Source organism: Blastopirellula marina (genome assembly GCF_002967765.1).
Taxonomy (GTDB): Bacteria; Planctomycetota; Planctomycetia; order Pirellulales; family Pirellulaceae; genus Bremerella; species Bremerella marina_A.
Map to the genome: position 1 here is coordinate 40260 of NZ_PUHY01000004.1, position 13174 is coordinate 53433.

General features: G+C 57.2%; 12 protein-coding genes. 7 read left to right on the forward strand and 5 right to left on the reverse strand.

Annotated features, from left to right (window positions below; all coding sequences use genetic code 11):
- The first annotated feature begins 39 nt into the window (after window positions 1-39).
- The 7 genes from C5Y83_RS01675 to C5Y83_RS01705 all read left to right on the forward strand — a co-directional run bounded on the left by C5Y83_RS01675 (window position 40) and on the right by C5Y83_RS01705 (window position 6681).
- On the forward strand, window positions 40-1287 hold the full coding sequence (locus C5Y83_RS01675) for an aminotransferase class V-fold PLP-dependent enzyme (RefSeq protein ID WP_105327918.1): 1248 nt from the start codon (window positions 40-42) through the stop codon (window positions 1285-1287).
- Window positions 1288-1392: 105 nt separating this feature from the next.
- Complete coding sequence (locus C5Y83_RS01680; RefSeq protein WP_105327919.1) at window positions 1393-1863, forward strand: hypothetical protein; 471 nt, start codon at window positions 1393-1395, stop codon at window positions 1861-1863.
- A gap of 19 nt (window positions 1864-1882) precedes the next feature.
- Window positions 1883-2833: a DUF692 domain-containing protein gene (locus C5Y83_RS01685; RefSeq protein ID WP_105327920.1), complete on the forward strand. Its 951-nt coding sequence runs from the start codon at window positions 1883-1885 to the stop codon at window positions 2831-2833.
- A 4-nt stretch (window positions 2834-2837) separates the two neighbouring features.
- Window positions 2838-3725: a DNA-binding domain-containing protein gene (locus tag C5Y83_RS01690; protein WP_105327921.1), complete on the forward strand. Its 888-nt coding sequence runs from the start codon at window positions 2838-2840 to the stop codon at window positions 3723-3725.
- A 255-nt stretch (window positions 3726-3980) separates the two neighbouring features.
- A complete protein-coding gene (locus C5Y83_RS01695) occupies window positions 3981-5180 on the forward strand; it encodes a DUF3419 family protein (RefSeq protein ID WP_105327922.1) in 1200 nt (399 codons plus the stop codon).
- 32 nt (window positions 5181-5212) lie between these two features.
- Entirely contained in the window at window positions 5213-5947 is a 735-nt protein-coding gene (locus C5Y83_RS01700) for a class I SAM-dependent methyltransferase (RefSeq protein ID WP_105327923.1), read from the forward strand.
- Between the two features lie 68 nt (window positions 5948-6015).
- The gene (locus tag C5Y83_RS01705) at window positions 6016-6681 is read left to right on the forward strand and encodes a hypothetical protein (protein WP_233207033.1); all 666 of its coding nucleotides are present in this window, start codon (window positions 6016-6018) and stop codon (window positions 6679-6681) included.
- An 8-nt stretch (window positions 6682-6689) separates the two neighbouring features.
- Here C5Y83_RS01705 and C5Y83_RS01710 read toward each other — a convergent pair whose 3' ends face one another.
- The 5 genes from C5Y83_RS01710 to C5Y83_RS01730 form a co-directional block, all read right to left on the reverse strand.
- Window positions 6690-8315, reverse strand: coding sequence for a phytoene desaturase family protein (locus C5Y83_RS01710; RefSeq protein WP_105327924.1), 1626 nt, complete (start codon window positions 8313-8315; stop codon window positions 6690-6692).
- 154 nt (window positions 8316-8469) lie between these two features.
- Window positions 8470-8883, reverse strand: a complete 414-nt coding sequence (locus C5Y83_RS01715) for a fluoride efflux transporter FluC (RefSeq protein ID WP_146117591.1) — start codon at window positions 8881-8883, stop codon at window positions 8470-8472.
- A 49-nt stretch (window positions 8884-8932) separates the two neighbouring features.
- The gene (locus C5Y83_RS01720; protein ID WP_199194963.1) at window positions 8933-9487 is read right to left on the reverse strand and encodes a DinB family protein; all 555 of its coding nucleotides are present in this window, start codon (window positions 9485-9487) and stop codon (window positions 8933-8935) included.
- Window positions 9488-9565: 78 nt separating this feature from the next.
- Window positions 9566-10753, reverse strand: coding sequence for a phosphoglycerate kinase (locus C5Y83_RS01725; protein WP_105327926.1), 1188 nt, complete (start codon window positions 10751-10753; stop codon window positions 9566-9568).
- A gap of 101 nt (window positions 10754-10854) precedes the next feature.
- The gene (locus C5Y83_RS01730; RefSeq protein ID WP_105327927.1) at window positions 10855-13047 is read right to left on the reverse strand and encodes a heavy metal translocating P-type ATPase; all 2193 of its coding nucleotides are present in this window, start codon (window positions 13045-13047) and stop codon (window positions 10855-10857) included.
- Window positions 13048-13174 lie beyond the last annotated feature (127 nt).

Genomic DNA, 13174 nt, shown 5'->3' on the forward strand with positions numbered 1-13174 from the left:
TGCTCTGGGCGGTTTGTTCCTTAAGCTCACCACCGATTCATGGCCACAACCCAGATGGAATCGCAGTTGGATGTCGCTCGCATCCGGACCGATTTTCCGATTCTTCACCAGGTCGACGACGAAGGTAATCCGCTCGTTTACTTGGATAACGCCGCCAGCAGCCAGCGTCCGCAATCGGTGATTGATTGCCTAAGTGACGTCTATGAAAAACATTACGCGAATGTTCATCGCGGCGGCCACCGCTTGAGTGCGGAATCGACCGATCTTTACGAAGCGGCCCGCCAAGCCGCGCGGCGGTTCATCGGGGCCAAATCGGACAACGAGGTGATCTTCACGTCCGGCACGACCATGGGCATCAATCTGGTGGCCCGCAGCTGGGGCGATACCAACATCTCAGCGGGCGACGAGATCTTGCTGACCGAGATGGAGCATCACTCGAACCTCGTTCCATGGCATCAGTTAGCTCAACGGACGGGCGCCACGATCAAAGCGATTCCGGTCACGGCGGAAGGTTTGCTCGATCTTGACGCCCTCCCGCAAGTTCTCACCGAGAAGACAAAGATCGTCGGCCTGTGTGCGGTTTCCAACGTGCTGGGGACGATCAATCCCGTGCCGCAGATTGTCGAGGCTGCCCATCAAGTAGGGGCCAAGGTGCTGGTCGACGCCGCCCAAGCGGTGCCACACGAAGCGATCGATGTCACCAAATGGGATGCCGATTTTGTTGCGTTCAGTTCGCACAAAATGCTGGGCCCCTCAGGCGTTGGCATTCTCTATGGCAAAGAAGCCCTGCTCGACGCGATGCCACCATTCCTTGGGGGTGGCAGCATGATCGACGATGTCGCTCTCGATCATTTCACGCCCGCGATGCTCCCCGCGAAGTTTGAGGCAGGCACACCGCCGATTGCCGACGCGATTGCGATGAAGCCAGCAATCGAATACCTCGAAAGTGTTGGCTTGTCGCAGATTCTGCAGCACGAACAAGCCTTGGCCGCTTACGCCCATGACTTGCTGATCAACGTTCCCGGGCTGCGTTTCCTCGGACCAGGCATTTCCGAGAAGGCAGGCATCGTCAGCTTCACGATCGATGGGCTGGCCGCCAGCGACATTGCGGCGTTCCTCGACGGACACGGAATCGCCGTGCGAGAAGGGCATCATTGCACGTTGCCGCTGCACAAGAAACTAGGCATCAGTGCCAGCGTCCGAGCGAGCTTCTATCTGTACAACACGCGGGAAGAAGTCGAAAAGCTGGCCGATTCGGTGAAAACCACCGTCGCGTTTTTTGGGTAGATTTGTAGGAAGACTTACCAGACGTCTCGATCGAAATCGGATAGACTGGACCTACCCTCACAACCCAAAATGCATCATGAATTCTCGGTAGGAGAGAGAACTTCTATGGCAAGCAAAGACTACAACCGTCGTGATTTTCACAAGCTTTCGGCTGCCGCACTCGGTGGAATGATCGCCGCTGGGGCCATTGGTTGCGGTGGCGAAAAGAAGCCTGCCGATGACGGAGGCGAAGCACCTCCGGCCGACTCGGCTGGCGCCGGTGAGGGCACCTCGACGGTAGCCAAGCATGCCTGTCGCGGCATGAACGAATGCAAAGGGCAAGGCTTAGGTGGCGAGAACGATTGTGCCGGGACGAGCAAGTGCGCCACGATCGAACATCACGCGTGCGGCGGGCAGAATGAGTGCAAAGGGCAAGGTGGTTGTGGCAAAACGCCCGGCGCCAACGAATGTGCCGGCAAAGGTGGATGTCATATCCCGATGACTGGCGGCATGTGGGACAAGGCCCGCGAAATGTTCGAGGAAAAGATGAAGGAGAAAGGCGTCGAACTGAAGCCTGCTCCGGAAGCCGCCGCGTAAGTCGATCGAGATGTAGCGTATGTCTCCCTCGAGACAAACATCCCAAGAGCCAACTCAGCCCAGACTCGGATTCGACAACCTTGGTCTGGGCGTGGGACTGCGGGCCCCGCACTTTGGTTATCTGTTAGAGCACTGGCCGACCGTCGATTGGTTCGAGATCATCTCAGAGAACTATATCGACTCCCAAGGTCGACCGCGCTATGTGCTCGACCAAATCGCTGAGCGTTACCCGGTAGTCATGCATGGGGTTTCGCTTTCGATTGGAAGTACCGATCCGCTCGATTACGACTATCTTGGCAAACTGAAGAAGCTGTCTGGCGAAATCGGGGCCTGTTGGATTTCCGATCATGTCTGCTGGACCGGCGTAAACGGCAAGAACACGCACGATCTGTTGCCGATTCCTTACAACGAAGAAACTGTCCAGCATGTCGCCACGCGGGTGCGTGCCGTGCAAGACTTCCTGGGGCAACCGCTGGTACTGGAAGATCCCAGCAGTTACGTGACCTTCGCCGACTCGAACATGACCGAGTGGGAGTTTCTCACCGCGCTGACGCAGGAAACGGGCTGCGGCCTGTTACTCGATGTGAATAATGTCTACGTCTCGTCGGTGAATCACGATTTCGACCCGGTCGAGTACATCGAAAATATCCCTTGGCAAAACGTCGTTCAGTTCCACCTGGCCGGCCACACGAACATGGGGGATTACTGCATCGATACGCACGATGGCCATGTGATCGATCCGGTATGGCAGTTGTACAAGCTGGCTCATCAGCGGACCGGCGGCGTTTCGACGCTGTTGGAGTGGGACGCCAACATCCCTGATTTCCCCACAATGCATGCCGAAGTCCTTAAGGCTCGGAAGCTGATCCAAGGGGAATCGATCGCCAGCGAAAGCGGCGATGCCCCGGCGGACCGATCTGGCGTAGTCGTTCCCCACCCGGCGCATCACATCGATCACGAGGTTGGCTAACCCGATGCCGCAACCTCCGCTCAATTCGCGTGATCTGCCGACGATCCAGCAGTGGTTTCAGGCCGTCATCACCAGTGCGGAAGGTGTCTCTCGCGGTGTCGATTCCTCTGCGGCGAAAGGCTGCATCGATATCTCCGCGGCAGAGATTGAAGGGGTGATTCTTCCGAGTCAGAAGCGAAGCAGTCTCCAGCGGTTGGAAGTTTACGCCAACGCCTATTTCGCTCGCCTGACCGAATGTCTGCAGGCCATCTATCCGATCTTCGCCCAGACGGTCGGTGAGGAACTGTTCGCCCAGTTTGCTCTAAGGTATTTGCAGCTGTACCCATCGCGGTCGTACACGCTGAACCGCTTAGGGGACCACTTTGTCGAGTTTCTAAACGAAACCCGACCTGCCGAAACGAGTGACGCACCTGACTGGATCGACTTTATCATCTGCCTGGCACGCCTCGAGTGGGGCATCGATCAGGTCTTTGATGGGGCAGGCTACGAGGGGAAACCGGTCATTGCTCCCGATCAGCTTCAACAACTGTCGCCAGAAGCGTTTTGGAATGCCCAGGCCGAACTGGTCCCCTGCCTCCAGTTGTTCGCTTTTCCCTTCCCGATCAACGACTACTTCACCGCCACCAAGAGGTCTGGCGACGCCCAGGTTCCCTCCCCCCAGCCAACTTGGCTGGCCCTCTCGCGGCGTGATTTCATCGTGCGACGGATTCCGTTGACGTCGTTTGAGCATGCCCTGCTCGCGCAAATGGTCCGCGGATTACCGATCGGGGAATCAATCGAAGCTGCCCTTACGGAAACGGAAGAAACGGAAAACCTTCCCGAAGTGCTAGCAGCCACATTTCAAAAGTTGGCCGCCGAACAGCTGATTCTCGCGATAAAGACAGCTTCGTAACGAATGACGAATAAGGATCTCGCGGTTCCGACGGACGATTTCATCGCCGAAGATGGGATCCTGAGAATGGGTAAATCTTATGTAAGAAGCAAGGAAATGGAGGGGGAATGGGGGCCCTGCTGCTTGTGAACCGCGGCCAACCCCCTACAATCAATGAGTTACATTTCGGTGCCGATTCGTCAGCACCGGTGCTCGGTAGGATTCCCAGAAGGGCATTCCCCTCCCCTTGCCCGATCTAGTTCTTTGAGGGCCGCAATGGCATTGGTTAGCTGGGTTCGAGGTCGCGTCTTTAACTTCGTTCACCGTAATAACTTAGTTTACAATACATGCTGGGAAGACCCCCGTTTGGATCGGGTCGCCCTGGATATCAAGCCCCACCACAACGTGATGGTCATCACGTCGGCAGGCTGCAACGCCCTGGACTATGTCCTGGCCGGTGCAAACCACGTTTACGCGGTGGATATGAATCCGCGGCAAAACGCGCTGCTCGACCTGAAGAAAGCCGCCATCCAGAACCTGGAGTATGAAGACTTCTTCTCCATGTTCGGCAAAGGGCAACTGCTGAACTTCAAAGACATCTACAAGGATCACCTTCGCAGTTCCTTGCCAGAATGGTCGCGTGGCTACTGGGATCGCAAGATCAAGTACTTCAAGCCTCGCAAACGGAAGAGCTTCTACTTCCGCGGCACCTCTGGATCGTTTGCCAAAGTGGTGAACATGTACGTCGATAACGTACTGCGGATGCGTCCGATGGTGCTCGATTTGCTGAACGCGAAAGACTTGCAAGAGCAGCGCGAGATCTTCGATATCATCGATCGCAAGCTGTGGACTGGTCCCCTGAAGTTTGCGATGAGCCGCGATACCACGTGGAGCCTGGTTGGTGTGCCACGTGCCCAGCGGGAACACCTCGAGAAGCAATACGCTAACGGGATCGCCGAGTTCGTCCAAGACAACATGCGAGCCGTGTTCGCCGAATTGCCGATTCAGGACAACTACTTCTGGCGCGTCTACGTGACCGGTCAGTACACCGAGACCTGCTGTCCCGAGTACTTAAAGCCAGAAAACTTCCAGACGCTGAAAGATGGTCTGGTCCACAAAGTCAGCACGCATACCGACTCGGTGCAGCACTTCCTTGAGAAACACACCGATCACCCGCTGCACCGGCTGGTGCTGCTGGATCACCAAGACTGGCTGACAGACAAGCTGTACTTTGCCTTGGTCAACGAATGGCAAGCGATTGCTGATCGTCTGCAAGGGGAAGAAGATGCTCGCATCATCTGGCGAACGGGCGGCTTGAACACTGACTTCGTCGACGAAGTCGAGATCACGCACAACGGTCAGAAGAAGCAGGTCGGCGAACTGCTGACATACAATCAGCCACTGGCAGACGAGCTACACGTCAAAGATCGGGTGCATACCTACGGGGCGTTTCGGATCGCGGACATCGCGGCCTAGTTCTGACTCGCAATCACCTGGAGAAGCCCCTGATGAGCCTGGCCTCGGATCTGAAAGTACTTTATCACCTGGCAGTCAAACCGGTGCGTGGCAAAAGCCACGCCGAGCGGTTAGACAGCTTCTACAGCGGCCAAGCCGGCGCTTACGACGATTTCCGCAAGCGTCTGCTCAAGGGACGCGAAGAGATGTACCAGTCGATTCAACCGCCGCAAGACGCGGTCTGGGTCGATATGGGGGGCGGTACCGGATCGAATCTGGAATTCATTGCCGATCGAATTCCGAATTTGAAGAAAGCGTACGTCGTCGATCTGGCTTCGTCATTGCTGAAAGTATGCGACGATCGGATCAAAGAACGTGGCTGGGACAACGTGCAGACCGTCGAAGCAGACGCCACGACCTGGACGCCAGAGGAAGGGACCGCCGACGTGGTGACGTTCTCCTACTCGCTGACGATGATTCCAGACTGGTTCGCGGCGATCGACAACGCCCTGCGAATCCTCAAGCCAGGCGGGACGATCGGCGTGGTCGATTTCTACGTTTCCCGTAAGTTTCCCGACGAGATGATGAAGCGTCATTCCTGGTCGACACGCAGCTTCTGGCCGGTTTGGTTTGCCTCGGACAATGTTTTTCCGTCGCGTGACCATGTTCCCTATTTGCGACGTCACTTCGAAACGACCAAACTAGAAGAGAACCGAGCCAAGGTTCCTTACCTGCTATGGTTCAAGACGCCGTACTATATCTTCACCGGTACGAAGAAGGAAAGCTAAGCGGCGCGATTTAGTCCGTGTCCGCTCGATCTCCCCGCAACGCATTTTAGAAACGAAACAGCAAAGTCATGGCGAAATCGGTTCTCTCACCATCCTTCCTGTTTCAATATGCCGTTCCGCTCAACTATCGCGAAAAGATCTGGCACGAACGTCCGCTCGGTTACACCGACGATTACAAGCTGCGCGGCTTTGGTGAACTCGACGGCCGCAAGCAATTCGCCGACGTACGTGGCGGATGGAACGAACGTGGCGTCTCGTTCTCGGTGCTTGTCACGGGGAAACGCCAGCCTGTCTGGTGCCGGGAAAGCCGCGTTGATGAAAGTGACGGATTTCAAATCTGGATTGATACGCGCGCCACGCACAATGTCCACCGTGCGACCCGCTTCTGCCATCGATTTGTCTTCCTGCCGATTGGCGCCGGACCGAGCTATCGCGATCCGGTCGGCGACCAAATGCTGATCAACCGCGCGCGAGAGAATGCCAACCCCGTGCGTCCTGGCGATTTGCGCGTCCGCGGAACGCTGACCAAAGATGGCTATCTGCTGGAATGCTGTGTGCCGGCAACCAGCCTGACTGGTTACGATCCCAGCGAGTACGACCGACTGGGCTTCTTCTACGCGGTGATGGATCGCGAGTTAGGCTGGCAAACGCAAAGCGTCAGCACGCAGTTTCCCATCGACGAAGACCCCAGCATCTGGACAACGCTCGAACTCACGCGGCCCGCTAAGAAGTAACGCGTCGACTAAAAGTCACGCAAGATCTCAACCGCCGCATTCTTTCCGCAAGCGCCCATCACGCCGCCACCTGGATGGCTGGCCGCACCGCAAAGGTACAGTCCCTTCACCGGCGTTCGGTGGTCGGCCCAGCCAGCGATAGGCCGCGTGGCAAACAGTTGGTGGAAGTTCATCGCCCCTTGCATGATATTGCCGCCGGTCAGTCCGTACACCCGTTCCAGGTCGAGCGGCGAAAGGACCTGGCGATGCATGATCGCCCCAGGCACGTTGGGAGCGTACTCCCCAATCTTAGCCACGCAGCGGTCGGCAAACGATTCCTTGATGTCGTCCCAATTCGCGTCCCGCAATTGGTAAGGAGCATACTGCACGAAGATCGACAGAATATGCTTCCCATCGGGCGCGATCGTCTTGTCGACCGAAGTCGGCATAGTCATTTCCAGGATCGGCTCTTCGCTCGGCTTGCCATACTTGGCGTCGTCATAAGCTCGCTCGATGTAGTCCATCGTCGGCGAGATATGCATCGTCCCGCGGTGAATCGGACTCAATCCTTGACCGGGGTAAGCGGTGAACTGGGGCGGTTCGGCAAGCGCGAGGTTGATCTTGGCGGACGCCGAAGCGTAGTCGAGGTTCGAGATCGCGCGCAGGAATTCAGCCGGCAACTGATCGGGCGAGAGGAATTTGCGGAAGGTGAGATTGGCATCGACGCTCGAAGCGACCACTTTCGCTTCGTACGTTGTCCCGTCGACTAGTTCCACTCCTTGCGCGCCACGTTCGTTGGTATGAATCTTCTGCACTGGGGCTTCGCGGACAATCGTCACGCCCATCTCTTCGCAGGTCTTCGCCAAGGAAGCTGCAATACCACCCATGCCCCCTTCAACAAAGCCCCACACACCTCGCTTGCCGCCTGCTTCCCCCATCACGTGATGCAGCAGGACGTACGCAGTACCAGGGGCCGAGATCGAGGCGAACGCGCCAATGATCGCGTCGGTCGCCAAGGTGGCTCGCAGTGGTTCGCTCTCGAACCATCGTTCCAAGATCGGTCGGGCCGCCCCTGCGAGCAGTTCAAGGGCCTCTGGAATCTCGCTTCCTAGCTTGCCAAAGTCTTGATAGAAGCCCCACAGCCGCGACATATCGCGGAATTTCTTGGTCAATGGGATGCTGCGCCAATCTTTGGGCATCGGCAGCGGGTCAGGTGCCGTCTTCATCAAGATCGGTTCAACGACTGCTGCGATTCTTTCGAGCAGCTCGTTGTACAGCGGATACTGCTCGGCATCTCGCTTGCTGAACTTCGAGATCTCTTTCGTGTTCGAATCGACATCGTGCCCCAGCAGCAAGTACTGTCCCTCTGGGGTCGGCGTGAAGGAACAAGGATCCCGCGGCAAGATTTTGAGGCCGTTTTGTTTTAGCTTCAAATCGTGAATGATCTCTGGCAGCAGCAAGCTTACCACGTACGATGCGGTCGATACCTTGAAGCCAGGCCACAGTTCTTCCGTCGTCGAACAGCCTCCTAGTACATGACGCCGTTCGAGGACCGCCACTTTCTTGCCCGCCTTGGCCAGGTAGGCAGCCGTGATCAGGCCGTTATGACCGGCGCCGATGACGACGCAATCGTAGTTGCCGCCGCTGGATGCCATGGGCGAACGATTCCTTGTTCAAGGTGAGAAGCCGTGAGTTGATCTGCTATCAACTAACAGTTCGCCCTTTGCGACTGGAAAAGTTTACCGCGATAGCGTCGATCGGCGTGATCGGAACAATCCGAACAAGTGCAGCCCCCAGAAGGTAGTCTGCCTAGCTGCTGACAAACAGTCGACCGATTTGCATCCCGAGTAGAATGGCCGCGACTCCCAAGAACACATTCAGCAACACATTGGCAGCGGCGAAGTAGATTTTGCCGTGGGGTGCATTCTCGTACAGCAGCACCGTTTCAAAGCCAAACGTTGAGAAGGTCGTGAACGAGCCGAGCAGTCCGGACAATAGAATCGTTCGCCATTCCTGCGTGATCAGCTCGTGATGATGGCCAAGATAGCCCAGGCAGCCAAAGATCAAACAGCCTAGCACGTTGACCGTTAGCGTGCCCATCGGAAACTTGACTGATGTTTCGTCCGGCAGGAATCCTTGTACGAAACCGCCTAGATAAACGCGAGCCAAAGCGCCCATCGCTCCGAACGCGGCGATGCTTAAAATCAGTTGAATCTTCGGCATGCTGCTGGCCACATCTCTTTCGGTGTCACTTCCCGGTCAGGCTCTCAGCCTAGCCGATTGCCTGCTCTCTGGCGAGCGTAATCAACATCGAGGGGGGCATCTTCTCCACGCCAGCGTGCCGCAGCATGTTCACGGCTTGGGCGGTCGTGTACTGGGCATGCGTGCAAACATGCAGCAGCACATCCATGGCTGAGGCACCGATGACTTGTCCTTGGAAACTGCTGGAACTCTTCTTGTAGATCGTTTCGTTTAGCTGTTCTGGTGTTAGCTTTGCCAGATAGTCGCCCCACCGAGCGTCGAGTTCCTTCCAGCGAGCAAACAGTTCCGCCGTGTCCTGAGCGGCCCCTTCCCCTTCCTGGTTACCCGGCAGTTTGCCGACCACATCGCCAGGGGCCAGGGTTTCAACCACGCCGCACAATGCTTCCAGCCAAACGTACTCGGCGGCGAACAAGTGACACAGCGTTTTCCACAGGGTGCCTTGCCCAATCTTGTGCGGCTGGTGAAGCTGCTCGTCACTCAGCGAGCGACACGCGTCCATCAAGTGACCATTGGTCCAGCGGCGATGTTCGTGCAAGCGGAGAATCGGAGTGACGGCGTTCATCATGTCCCCTGATGTTCATAAAAAAAACGGCCCCGGGGATTCCAGGGCCGTTCTGATTTATCCATAGCGGTCCTGGGGCGATTACTTGTCGTCCAAGATATCAACCGCCTTGAAAGCTTGGCCTTCCAGCATCGAGAGGCTGGCACCGCCACCAGTCGAAACGTGCGTGACCTTGTCGGCCAGACCGAACTGACCAATCGCCGCGGCACTGTCACCACCACCAATGATGCTGATCGCGTCGGAAGCAGCGATCGCATCGGCTACTGCGCGGGTACCAGCGTCGAATGGAGGCATCTCGAACACACCCATAGGTCCGTTCCAGACGACCGTCTTGGCGTCGGTAACCAATTGAGCGTACAGCTTGGCGGTTTCAGGACCGATGTCGAGGCCTTCGTACTCGTCCGGAATTTCACCAGACTTAACGGTAACTTTATTGCAGTCGCCACTGAAGTCGTCGCCGCAGTGGGTATCGACGGGGAGGACCAGCTTGTCACCGCCTGCTTCGATCAATTCCTTAGCAAGCTCGACTTTGTCTTTTTCGACCAGGCTCTTACCGACCTTACCACCTTGGGCCAGCGAGAAGGTGTAAGCCATGGCCCCGCCGATCAGCACCTTGTCGCAGATGCCCAGCAGATTCTTGATGACCATGATCTTATCGGAGACCTTGGCACCGCCCAGGATCGCGACGAACGGACGCTTTGGGTTGCCGATTGCGTCGGAGAGGTAAGTGATTTCCTTTTCGACCAGGAAGCCGACGACCTTCGGCTTATCGCCCATCGCTTCCGGCACGGCAACCATCGAGGCATCGGTACGGTGGCAGGTACCAAACGCGTCGTTGCAGTAGATGTCGGCGAATGCGGCCAGCTTGCCAGCGAACTCGGCGTCCCCCTTCTTTTCGCCCTTTTCAAAGCGAAGATTCTCGAGCACAACCACGCCACCATCGGACAAAGCAGCTACCTTTGCGGCGGCGTCGTCACCTACGGTGTCGCTGGCGAAAGCGACCTCTTTGCTTAGGATCTCGCCCAGTCGCTTGGCAGCCGGAGCGAGGCTGTATTTCGAGTTGTCGGCACCGGGCTCGGGACGACCCAGGTGGCTCATCAGAATCAACTGGCCGCCACGATCAACGACCGATTTGATCGAAGGAATCGCCATTTCGATGCGGCGATCGTCGGTAATTTTGCCGTTGTCGTCGAGGGGGACATTGAAGTCGACTCGCATCAGGACTTTCTTGCCACTGACATCGACGTCGGCGATCGATAGCTTTGCCATTTTGGATCTAAGCTCCCGGTTAGTACGTTTTTCTTATTTGCTGGTAAACCGCCAATGTACCGTCTGCCAGGACATCGCAAAAGATGACGCCCCCGGACAGACTAGGGGGACTTTGTCCGCAGTAATCGAAGACTATTGGCAATTACCGCAAGTGAGACGCCAGTATCGGCCAGAATGGCCAGCCACAAGTTCGACCAGCCGAACATCGCCAGCAATACGAAAACCACCTTGATCGCCAGGGCGGCGGCAATGTTTTGCTTGATGAGCCATAACGTGCGTCGCCCATGCGCGATCAACCATGGCAGCTTTTCGATTTCGTCCGACATTAGCGCTACGTCGGCCGTTTCGATCGCCGTGTCACTTCCCACGGCTCCCATGGCCACCCCCACATCTGCCGCGGCCAACGCGGGACCATCGTTGATGCCGTCGCCAACCATGGCAACCAACTGATGCTTATCACGCAGCCGAGTAACGGCGTCGATCTTGTCTTCGGGAAGCTGTTCCGCTTTCCAGGCATCGACTCCCACTTCTTCCGCGACCTGCTGCACCACTTCGGTTCGATCGCCTGAGATCAGCTCGACCGGACGCACGTCCAGCTCATGCAGCCGCTCAACGGCATGGACGGCCGTGTCGCGAAGTTGATCTTCCAGACGCAACGTCGCCAGCAAGGTATCGCCTCGACCAAGAATAACGACGTTCGCGGCGGCTTCGCTCAATTGCTGATCGCTGATGCCTCGCTCTTGCGCTAGGCGAGCACTACCGAGCCAGATCTCTTCCCCATTGACTTGGCCAGTGATGCCGCGACCAGGGATTTCGTTCACCTCAGACGAATCGACATGCTGGACGTTTGCTTCCTTTGCATAACGCAAAATCGCGCGCGCAATCGGGTGGGTGCTGTGTTGCTGCAAGCTGGCAGCGATCGCCAAGGCCTCGTCTTCCGACATGCCGTTGAAACTGGTGACCTTGGTAACGGAAGGCGTTCCCGTGGTAAGGGTGCCCGTTTTGTCGAGCACGATGGCGTTCACCTTCGCCAAGGTTTCCAGCGAAAGACCACCTTTCACCAGCACGCCATTTCGTGCGGCCGCGGTCAAAGCCGAGACAATGCTGACCGGCGTGGAAATCACCAGGGCACACGGGCAAGCGATCACCAGCAGCACCAAGCCGTTGTAAAACCATTGGCCTGCCGTCTCGACCGACCAGCCCTGGATAGTCGGGGGAACGATCATCACGGCGACCGCCAGCAGCATCATAGTTGGCGTGTAATAGCGGGCAAACTGATCGACCCATTGCTCGCTCGGAGCGCGGCGCTGATAGGCCTGATCGATCAAGCGGACAATGCGATCCAGCAAGGTCGACCCGGCCGTTCCTTGCACGCGGAATTCGAGGCTACCACTTCCGTTAATCGTCCCGGCGTAAACCGGATCGCCGGGTTCCTTTTCAACGGGAACGGACTCGCCGGTAATCGGAGCCTGATCGACCGCTGATACACCAGAAACCACCTCGCCATCCAGCGGAACCCGTTCGCCAGGGCGGACACTGCAAATATCCCCGTCGACGATCTCGTCCGTGGCGACTTCTTCAAATTCGCCAGATTCGCTTTTCCGCCGCGCGGTATCTGGGGCCAGCGACATTAAAGATTGAATGGAATTTCGTGCGCGGGCGACACTTCGCTGCTCGAGAACTTCCGACAACGTGAACAGAAACGTCACCATCGCGGCTTCGAAGGTTTCGCCGAGGAAGATCGCACCGGCGACGGCGACCGTCATCAGTACGTTCATATCGGCTGTCAGTCGCAGCACCGATTTCCAGGCCTTCGGCAAGATCCAGCGAATTCCCAGCCCGATCGAGATCAGGTAGAGAAACATCGGGAGGAACGAGATCGTATGGGCGTCGTCGCCGTAGCCAAAGATCGCAGCTGGCGTTCCCGCTTCCCAAGCCTGTGCGATCACCGCCACCAGCAGGAAAGCGCCACTTCGAACGAGGGCGCGTTCGCGTTGCTTGCCAGTCTTGGCCGCGGGGGGCGTGGCCTCTTGGGGGGCGTCTTCGGCAACCGGTTGCGCGGTCATGCCTAGCGACTTCACGGCGTCGATCAGGCTAGGGACGTTCCATTTCGCCTGGTCGTAGTAAACATCCATCCGCCCCCGCATGACATCGAAATCAAGCCGATCGATCCCTGGCTTGCTGGACAGACCCTCGGTCAGGATACGGGCTTCCTCAGCGCAATCAAGTTCGGCCACCTGTAGGCATACCTGGGTGCTGGTGGCGGGCGAGTCACTAGGTGAAGACTCATACATTCGGAAGTGCTTTCCGTGACAAGGCTTACAAAAACAGAGCGTTACCGAATCGTAACGCCCAAAACGTGCCGGTCAAAGGGCGGTTAGCACTTGGCAGCGGAACCAAGTGCATCTAAGCTGAATCGTT

Coding starts and splice junctions, on each gene's coding strand:
- C5Y83_RS01725 (WP_105327926.1), bottom strand. CDS start 10,753: ATGGCAAAGCTATCGATCGCCGACGTCGATGTCAGTGGCAAGAAAGTC.
- C5Y83_RS01730 (WP_105327927.1), bottom strand. CDS start 13,047: ATGTATGAGTCTTCACCTAGTGACTCGCCCGCCACCAGCACCCAGGTA.
- C5Y83_RS01675 (WP_105327918.1), top strand. CDS start 40: ATGGCCACAACCCAGATGGAATCGCAGTTGGATGTCGCTCGCATCCGG.
- C5Y83_RS01720 (WP_199194963.1), bottom strand. CDS start 9,487: ATGATGAACGCCGTCACTCCGATTCTCCGCTTGCACGAACATCGCCGC.
- C5Y83_RS01710 (WP_105327924.1), bottom strand. CDS start 8,315: ATGGCATCCAGCGGCGGCAACTACGATTGCGTCGTCATCGGCGCCGGT.
- C5Y83_RS01685 (WP_105327920.1), top strand. CDS start 1,883: ATGTCTCCCTCGAGACAAACATCCCAAGAGCCAACTCAGCCCAGACTC.
- C5Y83_RS01680 (WP_105327919.1), top strand. CDS start 1,393: ATGGCAAGCAAAGACTACAACCGTCGTGATTTTCACAAGCTTTCGGCT.
- C5Y83_RS01690 (WP_105327921.1), top strand. CDS start 2,838: ATGCCGCAACCTCCGCTCAATTCGCGTGATCTGCCGACGATCCAGCAG.
- C5Y83_RS01700 (WP_105327923.1), top strand. CDS start 5,213: ATGAGCCTGGCCTCGGATCTGAAAGTACTTTATCACCTGGCAGTCAAA.
- C5Y83_RS01705 (WP_233207033.1), top strand. CDS start 6,016: ATGGCGAAATCGGTTCTCTCACCATCCTTCCTGTTTCAATATGCCGTT.
- C5Y83_RS01715 (WP_146117591.1), bottom strand. CDS start 8,883: ATGCCGAAGATTCAACTGATTTTAAGCATCGCCGCGTTCGGAGCGATG.
- C5Y83_RS01695 (WP_105327922.1), top strand. CDS start 3,981: ATGGCATTGGTTAGCTGGGTTCGAGGTCGCGTCTTTAACTTCGTTCAC.